At 52.2% G+C, this 13,641-nt stretch carries 23 protein-coding genes and 1 tRNA gene; 4 read left to right on the plus strand and 20 right to left on the minus strand.

All coding sequences use genetic code 11. The features are described from left to right. Window positions 1-43 precede the first annotated feature (43 nt). The 20 genes from A7P96_RS04910 to A7P96_RS05005 form a co-directional block, all read right to left on the minus strand. A tRNA-Met gene (locus tag A7P96_RS04910) sits at window positions 44-120 on the minus strand. 185 nt (window positions 121-305) lie between these two features. Next, entirely contained in the window at window positions 306-890 is a 585-nt protein-coding gene (rnhB, locus tag A7P96_RS04915; protein ID WP_067525203.1) for a ribonuclease HII, read from the minus strand. Then, window positions 887-2,041, minus strand: coding sequence for a lipid-A-disaccharide synthase (gene lpxB / locus A7P96_RS04920; RefSeq protein ID WP_067525205.1), 1,155 nt, complete (start codon window positions 2,039-2,041; stop codon window positions 887-889). Before lpxB ends, rnhB begins: the two co-directional genes overlap by 4 nt. 149 nt (window positions 2,042-2,190) lie before the next feature. Then, complete coding sequence (locus A7P96_RS04925) at window positions 2,191-3,225, minus strand: tyrosine-type recombinase/integrase (protein WP_067525207.1); 1,035 nt, start codon at window positions 3,223-3,225, stop codon at window positions 2,191-2,193. A gap of 12 nt (window positions 3,226-3,237) precedes the next feature. Next, window positions 3,238-3,441 carry a DUF4224 domain-containing protein gene (locus A7P96_RS04930; RefSeq protein ID WP_067525208.1) on the minus strand — a complete coding sequence of 68 codons (204 nt, stop codon included), beginning with the start codon at window positions 3,439-3,441 and terminating at the stop codon, window positions 3,238-3,240. Window positions 3,442-3,637: 196 nt separating this feature from the next. Next, complete coding sequence (locus A7P96_RS04935; protein ID WP_067525210.1) at window positions 3,638-4,450, minus strand: KilA-N domain-containing protein; 813 nt, start codon at window positions 4,448-4,450, stop codon at window positions 3,638-3,640. A 297-nt stretch (window positions 4,451-4,747) separates the two neighbouring features. After that, the gene (locus A7P96_RS04940; protein WP_067525212.1) at window positions 4,748-5,533 is read right to left on the minus strand and encodes a hypothetical protein; all 786 of its coding nucleotides are present in this window, start codon (window positions 5,531-5,533) and stop codon (window positions 4,748-4,750) included. Between the two features lie 75 nt (window positions 5,534-5,608). After that, window positions 5,609-6,004, minus strand: a complete 396-nt coding sequence (locus A7P96_RS04945; RefSeq protein ID WP_067525213.1) for a single-stranded DNA-binding protein — start codon at window positions 6,002-6,004, stop codon at window positions 5,609-5,611. Beyond that, complete coding sequence (locus A7P96_RS04950) at window positions 6,001-6,627, minus strand: lambda exonuclease family protein (RefSeq protein WP_067525215.1); 627 nt, start codon at window positions 6,625-6,627, stop codon at window positions 6,001-6,003. Before A7P96_RS04950 ends, A7P96_RS04945 begins: the two co-directional genes overlap by 4 nt. Then, on the minus strand, window positions 6,624-7,139 hold the full coding sequence (locus tag A7P96_RS04955; RefSeq protein ID WP_067525218.1) for a hypothetical protein: 516 nt from the start codon (window positions 7,137-7,139) through the stop codon (window positions 6,624-6,626). The genes A7P96_RS04950 and A7P96_RS04955 overlap by 4 nt, the downstream gene beginning before the upstream one ends. A gap of 15 nt (window positions 7,140-7,154) precedes the next feature. Then, entirely contained in the window at window positions 7,155-7,490 is a 336-nt protein-coding gene (locus tag A7P96_RS04960) for a hypothetical protein (protein WP_067525220.1), read from the minus strand. After that, the gene (locus tag A7P96_RS04965; RefSeq protein ID WP_067525222.1) at window positions 7,487-7,744 is read right to left on the minus strand and encodes a hypothetical protein; all 258 of its coding nucleotides are present in this window, start codon (window positions 7,742-7,744) and stop codon (window positions 7,487-7,489) included. The genes A7P96_RS04960 and A7P96_RS04965 overlap by 4 nt, the downstream gene beginning before the upstream one ends. Window positions 7,745-7,753: 9 nt before the next feature. Further along, the gene (locus A7P96_RS04970; protein ID WP_067525224.1) at window positions 7,754-7,993 is read right to left on the minus strand and encodes a hypothetical protein; all 240 of its coding nucleotides are present in this window, start codon (window positions 7,991-7,993) and stop codon (window positions 7,754-7,756) included. Between the two features lie 70 nt (window positions 7,994-8,063). Continuing rightward, entirely contained in the window at window positions 8,064-8,555 is a 492-nt protein-coding gene (locus A7P96_RS10260) for a DUF4760 domain-containing protein (protein ID WP_082887911.1), read from the minus strand. Window positions 8,556-8,850: 295 nt separating this feature from the next. Continuing rightward, window positions 8,851-9,093 (minus strand): hypothetical protein, encoded by a 243-nt coding sequence (locus tag A7P96_RS04980; protein ID WP_067525226.1) that lies wholly within the window; start codon window positions 9,091-9,093, stop codon window positions 8,851-8,853. An 18-nt stretch (window positions 9,094-9,111) separates the two neighbouring features. After that, entirely contained in the window at window positions 9,112-9,402 is a 291-nt protein-coding gene (locus A7P96_RS04985) for a hypothetical protein (RefSeq protein WP_067525229.1), read from the minus strand. 410 nt (window positions 9,403-9,812) lie between these two features. Further along, window positions 9,813-10,244, minus strand: coding sequence for a hypothetical protein (locus A7P96_RS04990; RefSeq protein ID WP_067525232.1), 432 nt, complete (start codon window positions 10,242-10,244; stop codon window positions 9,813-9,815). Then, window positions 10,241-10,735: a helix-turn-helix domain-containing protein gene (locus A7P96_RS11195; protein WP_231863637.1), complete on the minus strand. Its 495-nt coding sequence runs from the start codon at window positions 10,733-10,735 to the stop codon at window positions 10,241-10,243. Before A7P96_RS11195 ends, A7P96_RS04990 begins: the two co-directional genes overlap by 4 nt. Window positions 10,736-11,336: 601 nt before the next feature. Then, a complete protein-coding gene (locus A7P96_RS05000) occupies window positions 11,337-11,639 on the minus strand; it encodes a hypothetical protein (RefSeq protein ID WP_067525237.1) in 303 nt (100 codons plus the stop codon). Between the two features lie 17 nt (window positions 11,640-11,656). Continuing rightward, entirely contained in the window at window positions 11,657-12,280 is a 624-nt protein-coding gene (locus tag A7P96_RS05005; protein WP_067525239.1) for a LexA family transcriptional regulator, read from the minus strand. Between the two features lie 107 nt (window positions 12,281-12,387). Between A7P96_RS05005 and A7P96_RS05010 the strand changes: the two genes are divergently transcribed. From A7P96_RS05010 to A7P96_RS05025, 4 genes are all read left to right on the plus strand, one after another. After that, window positions 12,388-12,576, plus strand: a complete 189-nt coding sequence (locus tag A7P96_RS05010; RefSeq protein WP_067438194.1) for a helix-turn-helix transcriptional regulator — start codon at window positions 12,388-12,390, stop codon at window positions 12,574-12,576. Continuing rightward, window positions 12,573-12,767, plus strand: a complete 195-nt coding sequence (locus A7P96_RS05015; protein WP_067438191.1) for a ribbon-helix-helix protein, CopG family — start codon at window positions 12,573-12,575, stop codon at window positions 12,765-12,767. The genes A7P96_RS05010 and A7P96_RS05015 overlap by 4 nt, the downstream gene beginning before the upstream one ends. Before the next feature lie 32 nt (window positions 12,768-12,799). Then, window positions 12,800-13,255 (plus strand): hypothetical protein, encoded by a 456-nt coding sequence (locus tag A7P96_RS05020; protein WP_067525241.1) that lies wholly within the window; start codon window positions 12,800-12,802, stop codon window positions 13,253-13,255. Between the two features lie 154 nt (window positions 13,256-13,409). Then, complete coding sequence (locus A7P96_RS05025; RefSeq protein WP_067525243.1) at window positions 13,410-13,616, plus strand: hypothetical protein; 207 nt, start codon at window positions 13,410-13,412, stop codon at window positions 13,614-13,616. The last annotated feature ends 25 nt before the right edge of the window (window positions 13,617-13,641 follow it).

A 13,641-nucleotide genomic window follows, 5' to 3' on the forward strand; every position in this document is an offset into this window, starting at 1 on the left:
GGAATGCAAAAACCTCCCGGCAATTTGCCGGGAGGTTTGAATTTGGTTGCGGGGGCAGGATTTGAACCTACGACCTTCGGGTTATGAGCCCGACGAGCTACCATGCTGCTCCACCCCGCGTCAGGGAAGGTAGACTATACGCGCCTTGGCGGAGCTTGTCAAGTTTGTGCGCCACATAAAGGCTATTGGACTGCATTGTTTGATTAATTTTGTTTGCGCAATTTGGCTATTCTGCCCAACGCAGGCTACCTGAAAGCGATGTCTTGGCGAAGGCAAAGCTGAGTTTCTGCGGGCGCAAACCTGATTCACTCAAACAGCCGCCCCTGCGCCAATACCGCCCGCACCGGAGCAAAGCTGCGGCGGTGTTCGGGCAGCGCGCCGTGGCGCTGCAGGGCGGCGAGGTGCTCGGCGGTGCCGTAGCCTTTGTGCCGCTCGAAGCCGTATTGCGGATAACGTTCGGCCAGGGCATACATTTCCGCGTCGCGCGCGGTTTTGGCCAGCACGGAGGCGGCGGAAATCTGGATGATTTTGCTGTCGCCTTTTACCACGGCTTCGGCCTCGCAGCCCAAATCGGGCGGCACGCGGTTGCCGTCTATCCACGCTTTTTCAGGTAGCCTTTCCAGCCCGTGCACGGCGCGGCGCATCGCCAGCATGGTGGCGTGCAGGATGTTGAGCCGGTCGATTTCTTCCACCGAGGCGGCGGCCACACACCAAGCCAATGCCTGCTGTTTAATCAACACCGCCAACTCGTCGCGGCGGCGTTCGCTGAGTTTTTTCGAGTCGGTAAGCCCCGGCAAATCGTATTCGTTTGGCAGTACCACGGCGGCGGCAAACACGCTGCCGACCAATGGCCCGCGCCCGGCCTCGTCCACACCGGCCTGCCAAATCATGGGTTTGCCCCCGCGGCGGCCAGCACTGCCGCTGCGGCTTCGGCGGCGGTGTCTTTGCGCAATAAACGGTGCAACTCGGTGAAATCCTGTTGCAGCGCGGCGGTTTTCTCCGGCGAGCGATACCAATCCAGCAGTGCGGCAGCCAGCTTTTCCGGTTTGGCATCGTGCTGCAGCAGCTCCGACACAGCGGCACGGCCGAGCAGAACGTTGGGCAGCCCCACATAGGGCACTTTGATTTTGTGCTTCACCAGCGCATAGGTAAGCGGCGAAATCTTGTAGCTGATCACCATCGGCCGCTTACACAGCGCCACTTCCAGCGTGGCCGTGCCGCTGGTTACCAGCACCGCATCCGCCGCCGTGCAGGCTTGCGCCGTGCCGCCCGGGAGCAGTTGCAAGGGCAGGCGGCAATACGGCTCAGCGGCGAGCAGACTTTGCAGGCGCGTGCGGGTAGCTTCGGTGGCGTAGGGCAGCAGGAAATGCGCTTCGGGAATTTGCTGCGATACCAGCTGCGCGGCTTGTAGAAACAGTGGCGCCATATAGTCGATTTCGCTCACGCGGCTGCCGGGCAGCAGGGCGAATACAGGCTGTGTTTCAGGTAGCCCCAGCTTACGGCGTGCGGCGGCGCGGTCCGCTTCCAAAGGCAGGGTTTGCGCCAACGGGTGCCCCACAAATCGCGCCCGCCCGCCGGCCTGCCGGTATAGCTCCGGCTCCATCGGAAACAGGCAGAGCACTTCATCTGCCTGCTGCACGATTTTGTGCACCCGCTCGCGCCGCCACGCCCACACCGAAGGGCTCACATAATGCAGCGTGGGAATGCCCGAGGCCTTGAGCGCGGCAGCCACGCCCAAGTTGAAATCCGGTGCGTCGATGCCCACGAACACGTCTGGCCGCTGCCGTTTCATTTCGGCAATCAAGCCCTTACGGATGCGCCAAATCGCTGGCAGGTTTTTTAGCACCTCCACATAGCCGCGCACCGCCAGCGTTTCTTGGTCGAACAAGCTTTTTAGCCCCACCGCCTGCATACGCGGGCCGCCGATGCCGGTAAACCGCGCCTGCGGGCAGCGCGCGCGGACGGCCTCAATCAGGTGCGCGCCGAGCAAATCGCCCGAGGCCTCGCCTGCGCACAGGGCAATAAGGGGGGAAGTGTTCATGGTGGGAGCGGCTGGAAAATGAAGATGCGGTATTGTACCGAAGAATCAATCATCAAGACGGCTGCCACAGATAAATATATACTGCATAAGCATAATTTATCTTTTAGCAGCCGTTTTATTTCCGCAATTTTCAGAGGCGTTCCGCAAAATCATTTCAGCGGCTTGAGGATTTTGCCGCGCCGGATGTAGATTTTGGTCATGCGTTCGGAGGCGTGGCCGAGCTGGTCGGAGGCGCTGCGGGTGTCGGCAGCCAGGTAAATGTCCGTGGCTGCTTTGGCTCTCAAATCTCGAAACTGGAAATTGTACAGCTCTTCCGCCAGCTCCGGTCGTTGCCGCATGACAGTTTTGCGCAACTCTAGAAACTGCCTGCCCAAAGAGTCGCGGGTCAGTGGTTTCCCGTGGCGGTTGAGGAACAGGTAGCCGTTGTCCGGACGGATGCGGTCGATGATTTCTTTCAGTCGCCCGCTGATTTCAAAACGCAGTTTGGCACCTGTTTTCTGCTGGCTGATATGCAGGATGCCGTCGTGGATGTGGCTGCTGTGGATGCCGACTATATCAACGGGGCGCTGGCCGGTGATGTAGGCGATGTCCATTAAATCGCGCATCTGCCGGTTGGCGGCCTGATAGACGGCCTGATACAGGTAGTCCTCAATATAGACTTCGCGGCGGCGCTTGCCGTGCTTTTTGACGTTGCGGCAGGGGTTTTCTTTGGACACCCAACCTTGTTCGCGGGCGTAATTAAAGATGGCGCTGAGGTAGGTAATCTCATTATTGGCACTACCGGGGGTATCTTTGCGCCAGTCGAGATAGCGGCGGACGTGCGCCGGTTCGATTTCATCCAGTGGCGCCGGGTTCTCCCCGCCGAAAAACTCGGACAGCTTGCGCACGGCGTTGTTGGCGCTGGAGATGGTGTTGCGGCTGCGGTGGCTGATGATATTTTGCAGGTAGCGGGCGGCGGCAACGGGGAAGGTAACGCGGGCGGACTTGGGCAGTTTGGCGGCCTCGAGCTTGCTCCACTCTTGGACGGCGGCAACGTAGTCCGTGCCGAGCGGGATTTCTTTTCGCCGCCCGTCTTCGCGCCCGTCGTAGTAGTAATAGACGGTGGTCTTGCCGTTTTTTCGAGTGCGTTTGCGCGCCAGCATCCTGTCCGGCAGGTTGCTGTTTGCGCTTCGTTTCCTGCCCATGATGGATACTCCTTAGACTGCCGGCTGCCACTTGGGTTTGTCCGGCTTGTGTTTTTGCGGTTTGCCTTCCAGCACGCTGCGGCTGACAACGGGATAGCCTGCGGCGTTGGTAAAAAACGGGATGCCGTTTTTGCGCAGGGTTTCGGCCTGTTTTTTCGGCTGCTTGCGGCTGGTCAGTTCGATGATTTCTTCGCGGGTTAAAAAGGTGTCGGTCATGTTTCACCCCCCTGCCTTATTGTGTCTTTTGCGGATTTCATTTTGTTCTCCAAACTCAAGACCGCCCGAAGGCGGCCTGGTTAATCAATATCCAAAATTAAAGCTGCATTGCGCGGCGGGGTCTGTGGTGGGTGTCATGGTTGCTCCAAAGAAAAGCCCCGTGGAATACGGGGCGTGGTTGGGGGCTACCTGAAAATCAGGCGTTCAATTGGTGGTAGCGGGCTTTCTCCGCACTGTCGCCATCCCAAGGGAAGTATTGGAAATACTCGTTGTCGGGTACTCTGATACCGGCCTGTTCGGCCACGTTGCGCAGGAACATGATGCTGTCGGCGGCGTGGTCGTTCAGCGTAGCGGCCAGGCGGCGGTTCAGCCCGCGCAAGGCTGCCCTATGCTGGTAGATAAATTCGGCGCAGTACAGGCTGTTGATTACGGCGCCCTGCAAGTTGCGTAGTGGTTTTTGTGTTTCTGCACGCGCGGGGGTGTCGGGGGTGGCGGCGAGAAACTGCATGGCGGCTTCGAATCGAGCGGCGGCGATTTCGTGGTAGCTGTTTACGCGGCAGAACTGGTGCAGTTTGCGGTAGATGCTCTGCCAATGTTCGCCGGTGCGGTGGTGCCGCGCTTCTACGGCCTGCTGTATCTGCTGCTTTTGGGCGGGGGAGATTTTCAGGTAGCCTGATTGGCCGCCCAAGATTTCTTCAATCTTCATGTCGCACCACACGGCAAATTTAGCATCCAACCAGCGGGCAAAATGTACAGCGAGTTTCGGATGTAGCCAAGTACCTTGTTCCGTGCCGCCTTGCTTGATGATAACTACCTGATTTTCTTTCGTTACGATTTTATTCGTAACGCTTAAAAAATCAGCAAGTGCGGCGATATATTCTTGAGTTTGTTCGGTTTTTAAATAGTCGTTTGGCCGTTTGCCGAAGTGGGCAGAAATGGCTGTCGCATTTAAAAAGCCGTCTTCTCGAAAAGAAACAGGGATTTGACTGTTAAAAATATGGGTTTGCATTTTGAATACTCCGTAGGGAAGATTTTCCAATCCGCCCGCTCATCCGACCAAGAATGAGGTGGGGCGAAACTAAGCAGGTTGGTCGACCGTTCCTACGTAACGGCACACCCAAAGGTGTCCCGCCTAGCCCGCCCCGTAAGGGCTGCTGTATGAAAACATACGGCAGATTTTAGAGCACTATGCAAACAAAAAACCGCATGAAGCGGCGTTGTGAGCCGTAGGAAGAAAACAGGCGACCAAGCCTGCGCTGCTATTGAACAGCGCTGCCATAGTACCCTATTTCTGCGGGTTTGGCAATCAGTTTTCATCCATGTCCATTGAGCCGTAGCAGGCCAGGACTTTGTAGAGCTTCGGCCTGCCTTTGACGGTTTGTACGTTCACATCCACGATGTAGAGTTTTTTAAAAGGATACGGCTCGTCCAGCAGGATTTCCTGTTTGATGCGGTCGGGCAGTATGACTTTGACGGGCTTGGGCCAAACCGCTTCAATAACGGCTTGGTCTGTTTCTTTGTTTGGGGCTGCCTGCGCCCAGTACATGACAACTTGGGTATAGTCGCCGGTTTCTACCGACGCTTCTTGCTCTTGAAGCTGTTGGATTTCCTGCCGTGCGCGGTTTTGCACGGTGTTGGCTTCGTAATAGTTGACGGTGATGTTGTTGACGACACTGCCGCTGTTGTCGATGGTGCTGAATGTGAGTTGGCTGCCTTTGTCGTTGGCAACGGGGTTAACGATGTTGTACAGGTTGTTCAGTTGCTTGCCGTTGGTGTTTTCGGGCTTGTCGTTTTTCCCCAGCAGCCAGCCGATCAGGCGATACAGGTGTTCGGCGTAGTTTTCGATTTGGTCGTAATGCTCTATCAGCAGCTGCCCGGCCAACGGCATCATGGGGGCAAGTGCGGCTATGATGCTGCCGCTTTTGATTTCTTTGATGTAGAGTTTGGCGGGGAGTTTGGGGTCGGCGGTTTGGCGGCTTTGGTAGTCGTTGGCCAGGCTCATCATGCTTTTGGCAAAATCGGCCAGCTCTACGGGCTCGCTGTTGTTGATTTTTACTATGAGTGTCATGTTGTCGTCCAGTTTGGCTTCCATGCTCATCTCCGTTCGAGTAATAAACGGAGATGATTTTTGCAGGGTTGGGGTGGTTTGGCAATGGTTTCAGGTAGCCTAGAAAGGGATTGTTCCATCGTCTATATCATCTTGCGGCACGGGCGCGGCTGGTTGCTGCCTTGCCGGTTGGGAAGCGTGGGCTTGGTCGCGGCTGCCTTGCAGGGTAATGTCGCCGACAATGATGTCGATGCTCTGCCTCTCGATGCCTTGGCGGTCGGTGTATTGGCGGATTTGCAGGCTGCCAAATACGGTAGCCGCCCCGCCCTTTTTGATATAAGGGGCAAGCTTTTCGGCCCGGTTACCGAACAGTTGGCAGTTGAAGAACTGTGCCTGCTCTTGCCCGTTGATGCGGATGTTTTCGGCAATGCCGAAATTAAGAATGTGGTGGCCGTTCGGGGTAATACGGATTTCGCCGTCTTTGGTGAAGCGGCCTGCTACTGCGATGGTGCTCATGAAAACTCCTTCATTTGTTTTTGGATAAGTTCGATAAATCGCTGCTCACGCGCCAGCAGTTGCTGTATCTGTGTGCTGTATTGCTCGCGGCAGACGCGGTAAACCAATAATCGGTATGGATCGGGGGCGAAGCTGCAATAGCTGACAAAATCCCACCACTCGCGCCCGGTATGGGCAAGGTTGCCCAGTATCTGCCAGCGGTAGGCGGGGTCGAAGCTGCCGCGCCGTTTGGTGGCGGCGTGGGTTTGCGGCAGCACGCTTTTGATTTCGATGCCGCCATCCTCTCCGATAAGGCCGTCGGGGGAGCAGCCGATATAGTCATCACAGAAAAAGCCGCCGTTTTGCACGGTGCAGAATGTTTCTGCTTCATACAAGGCACGGGCTGCCGGCTCTTCTATGTGGCCGCGCTCCATATCGGCATTGCTGTAGCCGTCGCCGTAGTGGGCGCGCATGGAATGGCCGTTGATGCGCTCGAAAGCGATTTGTACGGCCAGGCGTTTGGCGGCATCGCTGAAGGCTTTGGGTTGGTTGGCCATGATGAGGGCGAAGTTGGAAGCAGTCAGCCGCCCGGCGCGCAGCTCTTCCCACTCCGGGCTGTTCTGTTCGATGTCGTACCATTTCATGATTGGGTCGCCTGCCGGATAAGCGCCTGACGGTTCTCTTCGCTGATGTGAACGTGGGCTTCCACCTGTTCCAGACTGCCGTCGCGTTTATAGGCATCGATGGCGCGCTGCCACATGACTTGGTTGCTTGGGGTGAGCTCGCGCTTCGGCGGGCGGACGGCGGCAGGGCGGATGCGCAGGCCTTCCACGGTTTCGCGCCCGAATCTCACGTTGTGGTCTACATAGATTTCTACCTGCACGCCGTTCCAGTCTTCCAGGAACGGACTGCCGGTTATCTTGGCTACCATCTTGGAATTGGTGGCGTTGAGTATCATGGGTTTTAACGGCTCGCCTGCTCGGATTTCACGCTCGGCGAAGTAGGCGGTATTCATGCTGTCTTTGGTCTTTTTGGTTTTGTCTGCCTCGACTTGAACGCATCTGATGGTAAGCACTACCGGCTCGACAATATCGGCGGCGGACAGGTAGGGGCTGTCGAATACTTTGCGATAGTGGGTTTTGTTTTGCTGGGTCATGATTGGCTCCGGTGGTTATTGGATGGTCGGATTCGGTGTTTCTTCGGCCAAACCAAGCGCTGCTGCCTCTTTGCAGGCGGTATCAAGCAGCATGACCGTTTTGAACACCGCATCCAAAAATATGTCTTGCCCTTTGTCGCCTTTCTTGGCAACGTAATAGGCATCTTCGACAATCGGGGCGATGTTTTTCCGCACGAGGGGAATGGTGATGGCCATTAACCTGCTATCTTCGCTTTTGGGGTTGAGCCGGTAGTGGTGTATCGCCGCTCCGGCAACGGATGCAGCCATGCTTAAAATGGAGTTGGCCTCTAGCGGGTAGGTTTTGCGGTACAGGTCTTCTTTTGGGCTCATTGTTGCACTCCAAAGTCTCTTCCAAATGTCATACTTAATAACTCTCTCAAATAATATGGAAGCGGCATATTCAGCGTTTCTATTTGGGCAAGGTCGCAAAGTCTGATAGTGTCGGCAGCCATTAATTCTTGGCCTTTCTGCTCTTTCAGCCATTGCTCGACTTGGCCTATACCATCCTTGTTGAGACTTTCGAGTACCTCTTCCAGCTCAATCTCAACTTCTACGTTGGCATAAACTTCACGTTCGAAAATCATGAATACCTCCTATTCAGTCGGTTCGTACACCACGCCGCGCATAATCTCGTAGTCGGTCATCTCTTCGTAGTGTTTCTGCGCTTCGGCGGCCTCTTGCTCGGCTTGTCGGTCGAGCTTGGCTATCCGCTCGGCTGCGGTCTCTGCTTGGGCGGTCTGTAAATATCGGTCTTGTGCGTCTAGGGTGGGCATGGCGACAAAGGCCGCGCCCATAAAAAAGGCCGCTGTCCAAGCGGCGAGGGGGGATTTCATTTTGGGTCTCCATGAAAAAAGCCGCCTCTTGTGAGACGGCTTAAAACTATTGTTTCTTAACTTTTAACAACTACTTGTCTTCGTTAATCCATTTTTCAGCCAACCATTCAAATTCGCAGAATAACTTATCGTTATTATTGTTTAACTTACGCAATTCCATGATATATGGCTTGAGGGCATGCCAATCATTGATGACGCTACTTCGACTCATGCGCTTATATACAGCTTCATCAAAAATATTTTCTTTGATGCCAACACAAATAAACTCTATCGAGTTCAGAACATCAAGGATGACAATATTCTTGCTCTCGTGTTCCCCTTTCTCTGACATTTTACAAGCCAAAGCAGTAAAATTCTCCCTGTTGCGGCGCATATTGAGATATTTTTGCCGCTGCTCACGGTAATGCTGATTGCTATTGTTGGAAATAAGGAGGTCTACTGTGGATTTTTGCTGATTTTGCCGTTTGGATAGCGTTACCTGTGCATACGCAAAAATGGCTAGATACACCGTTGCGATACATGTACCTAGCCCTGCTATTAAATTTAAAAAGCTGGCGCCCATTTAGACTTCCCAGCCCTCTGAATAAATATGTTTCATGGTAAGCTCCTTTTATTTAGTGGTTAAAAATATAAGTTGCTGCTTTCACCAACAACATACCCGTAAGATGTTCTGTACTGCCTATTGGCGGATAATATACGGCATCGCTAAACTATTTTCAAGAATTGCCTATGTAAAGGTGCAGGCATCCGGCGACTTTTCGGGGGGATTACCCGTATAGGAGGTCTTTGCTTTTTCCGTTGCCTGCTGCCGGTGTTTTGCCCCACCGCCGGCTGGGGGTCTCTGCGCCACTTTGCAGTTATTGGCCGGCTGCCAAGCCTATGAACTGCTGTTCGCGTTCGCGCTGCTCTTCCTCTTGTTCTTCCTCTTCCTCGCGGATAAGGCTGTCGGCTTTATCCATCATGTGCTTGATGATTGCAGCCCGCACCTCCGGGCTTAGCCCGTCTATGATTTCATCCAGCGTTGTGCCTTGGATAAGGTTTATGCCGCGCTGCAGTACCTTAATGGCGCGGCTGCACTTCCAATCTGTATTGCTTTGCATGATGTTCCCTTCCTTATGTTAGAAGCTGTTCCAGTATGCTTCGTTGATGCACTCCTCGCGGTATTCGCGCTCATCAGATTCTCTTTCACGCCCTGCTTCTTCGCGCTCTTTTCGGATGCGCTTTGCTGCCATCTCTAAAACGATTTTTCTTACTTCATCCACGGCGGCGGGGCTGAGGTGGGGCATGATGTCGTCCAGGATGCTGTCGGCTATGATTTCGTCCGCAGTATCAGAAACGTAACTGTCATCGTCTAGGCTGCTCAAGTAGGCATTTAATTGGCTGTCGTGGTGTCTATCGATGCGTAACATGATTGTTCTCTCCAATCAATTAATGAATGTTTAATCAAGCCATCTCCTTGAAATGGCTCTGTTAAAAATTCGCCTAATTAACCGTTGATAGGGGCGGCGGCTTCCCGGCCTGTTTGTCTTTTGCCCCAGTTCCCCTCCGGCCTGACTGCTGCTGCTTGAGGGTGGCGGTGAAGCGGTGTTGTGCTTCGTTGGGGTATATAGTACTATCGTACTCAATACTTGTAAAGTACTATTGTACTTAATTTCAGTATAAATTACTTTAGTACTTGATTATCTGTTGAATTTATTTTTCACACGCAACAAAAAAGCCGCACTTGGCGGCAACAGTCGGCTACGGGTTACGGTCGGACGGGATTTGACGGGCAAAAGAAAAGCCCGCGCTGGGCGGGCTGGGCGGGGTTAAAGTTCTGCTACATAGGAGAAAAGATAAATTTAAGTGTCTCACTTTCTGCCACAATATCATCCCCTATGCGTAGGCGAACTTTTAATTCAGTTTCTTCTTCAATATATAAGCATTCTATGGTTTGCAGAGCAAATCCGTTAAATACTTTTTCTTCTATTTTAACTCCGCTATCATCCAATAACTTTGCATTTACAGGAGGCATAGTAACACTAGCGATCACCTTGTCTTCTTTCATTATCTCAACATTTAACTCATCGTTGTATAAACGGTCATATGTTGCCGGGATTGACAGTGCGATACTAAAACCTATTTTTGGCACAACCCACGGAAATTCTTTAATTGGATATACACCAGGATATATACCAACTGCACTATGCTTCCCTGGATCAACATGTTGAATAACATCATCACAGTAGTTTACAAATATGCTTGGCTTCATGACTTAAGGCTTTCTAAGTATTGCCATTGATTGTTAAATGCTTGGCGAATTTCTTCCGGCGACACCGTTAACGCAGCTGCTAATTTTTCTACGGTTTGATCGTATAGCGATTGCCGATGATTTTCAATACGGGATAAATAAGGTTGCGGCAATCCTGTTTTTTGAGCCAGTTCAGATTGAGTAAGCCCTTGTAATAGCCTCAAAGAAACAATAGTCATCCCGCTTGTGTTAGCATCCAAACGAGCAGCAATTTTTCTTGCCACTCTATCCATTGCAGCTTTTCTTCTCGGGTCACGGCGAACTTGTGCAAGATAGTCATCTGCTCTCACAGTTTTACTGCGCTGCTTGGCTACGCATCTATTACAGTAATAACCAGTTTTTGGTGTATTTTGATAAGGCACAATAGTAGATGGCCCTGAAGATAATAAAACCCCACTCAACAGTGCCCATCCGATAGCATAAGTGTGGCTAGTTTGAGGATAGTTCAGCATAGTCTCTTATAATCCTTTGTGTTATCGTGTGATCAACCTCATAATTAAACTTATTTACCTGTTTATCTAGCACAGCAAGGATTTGTATTTCCCTGTTCGCGTAGGAGCCATCTGCTTGTTTTTCATAATTAGTACAAAAAATAATTCGATAGTTAATAACAGATTCATCATCTAGCCTAATCCGCATAACTTTTATATCCCTCTTCCAGAGAGATCTGATCCTTTTAACGCAGATGCCTAATATATTATCTGGAGGATCATAATAATCTCGGAAATTTTGTTCTTGAAATAAGTGCTCTAGAAAACTTGGGTTTTGACTGATTAAATTAAATACTAAGTCAATATAGGCGACACCTTCCGCGTCCTTTTCCGATAGAAATTTTAAATCAGATATTGCATTTTCATGTATGTTAAGCTGCATATTATATCTTTTTAGTTATATAGTGCAATTACATTTACCTTACTGAAGCACTAGTCCCCAGCCAACCCCTGCGGCAATATCCCGCCCTGCCACAGTGCTTTAATCCAACACGCTCCACATTTCAACACACGGCCATATCTTGGCCGAACTAATCCAACACGCTCCACCAGAACACGCGGCCTATGACTTGGGGCGTGTGATGTATTCGAAGGCGGTTGCAAGTGTTACGCCGAACAGTAAGGCGACTTGGACGGCGACCAATGGGAAGGCGAATGCGGCCGCGCCGATCCAATGCCACCCCCAAACGTGGTGGGCATAGAGATAGACGCCGACAGATATCGGAATGGCAAAGCGGGCGAAAATAAAAGCGGCAACTGCGGCAAATGCCCACCAGTAACCAAATTCATGGCCTATACCCATTACTCCCAATATCAGCGAAGCCAGTGAATAGGCCAAGAAAACTATGAGTGCCAAACCTTTCATCCTTATTTTCCTTTTAGCTAATAGCGTTTGATTTTTTCTTTAACCACGCCGCAGAAGACGGCGTCTTCGCGCATCTCCATGACGGGGTAGCGGGGGTTGAGCGGCTTGAGCAGCCAGCGGCTGCCGTCTTTGATGAGCTGCTTGAAGGTGGCCTCACCGCCGTTTTGGCGGATGATGACGAATTTGCCGGGGACGGGCTCTTCATCCGGCTCTACGATGATGATGTCGCCATCGGTAAATTCCGGCTCCATGCTGTCGCCATCCACGATTAGGGCGTAGGTGTGGCGGCGGACTTTGATACTGGTGGAGATGCGCTCGCCTTCGCCGGGCTGGAGCAAATCGATGGCTTCCGCCCAATACCCGGCTTTGACCCATGAGATGAGGGGGACGGTATTAAGGGGAATGTCTAACTCACGGACGTTGGCACTGTTGATGAATGGTGTACCTCTACCTGTTTCCAGCCAAACTGCATCTACGCCCAATGCCATAGCTAGTGAAGCAATATTGGTGGTCTCTTTATTCCGGCCTGCTTCGATGGCGGCAATGGAGGACTGGGATTTACCGATGGCTTTAGCTAGGCTGGCTTGACTTAATCCCTTCTTGGCTCGAGCAAACTTCAAACGGTCTTGTAGTGTTTTCATCTTAATTTCCTTTTGTACTATTGTACTTAATGAGATAAGTATCTTGGTGCTTGCTTTTTGAGTACATTAGTACTTATAATGCAGCTATTGATGAGTAGGATAAGACTATGAAACCGAGAACTCTTGTAGCGAATATTAAGAAAAAAGGCCTGAGTAATGAGGCTATTGCTAAGAATATTGGCTGCTCAACCGCCTATGTGTCGAAGCTGAATAACGGCACCCGAACAACCCCTTCATACATCGTTATGGACAAACTGCGTGCTTTGTATGCGGAAGTATTTAGGGTTAAGCCATGAAACGCGAAAAATGCACTGAAGAGGTCAAGCTGCACCTGCCGGAGAAGCTTAAGGCCGACTTGAAAACGCTGGCCGCCATACGTGGCTACGATTCGCTCAGCCCGCTGATTCGCCAACTGCTGCGCGAAAAACTGTACGGAGAGGTTACGCCTAATCAGGATTTGCTCACAGAGACGATTAGGGACGAGTAGGGTCGCAAATATTTTTGAGGAAAGGAAAGAAGATGAAAGAAAAACAACGGTCTTTTGTTTCACTTGATGACCAAGAAGAGATTGTCAGGGCGTTGTTGAGGTTGGCGGAAGCACATCCCGGAGCAAACCTACTGGATAAAGCTGAAGAGATGTGCCATGCCGTCGCCACCGTTCGGAATTATGACCGACTGCTGGAAAAGAGGGGATGGTTTGCCCAGGAAGAAACGAAAGAAGGTGTATTCGTCCAAGCGTTGAAGCTGGACTTCAGCGGGTTAAATCTATTTGAACCCCGCCTTCTTGAGCTGGTCGCGCAGTTCGGCTGCCATAAGCTCCTTGAGGTGGTTGGTGATTTTATCGACATCCGTTTGGCTGAAAACGTACCCGCAGCTGGGGCAGACACCGCCAATCAAGGCGTTCAGACCGTCGCCGTCGCTTCTATCGACGTGGAATCCCTGTCCGCCGCATTGCGGGCAGGTAAGGGGAAGTGAATCAGGTATAGCCATTTCTAACTCCGTGGTCGGCTGTTGTGAGAGGCAGCCATTCTACCACGGCAGACAAAGCGGAAAGACGCTTGGCAGCCCGGACAGACGGGCAAAAGAAAGCCCGCTGAGGCGGGCTGGAAAATCACACTAAGGAACTCCTATGGATTATGCGAAAAACGAATATACGTTCTCCTACCGTTTCAAAGGCAGGACGTGGTCATTGAGCATTTGGGCGGACAGCCCGGAAGAGGCTAGGGAGAAACTGGGGGCTGCGGCCAATGCGCGTTATGACGGGCAAATCATGCAACGGATTTATGTGCCGGTCAGGGCTGCCTGGTTTCGGCGGTTTCGGGAATGGTGGGGATGAAAAAAAGCCCGCCGGAGCGTGGCGG

The sequence above is a fragment of the Eikenella sp. NML03-A-027 genome (genome assembly GCF_001648395.1).
Taxonomy (GTDB): Bacteria; Pseudomonadota; Gammaproteobacteria; order Burkholderiales; family Neisseriaceae; genus Eikenella; species Eikenella exigua.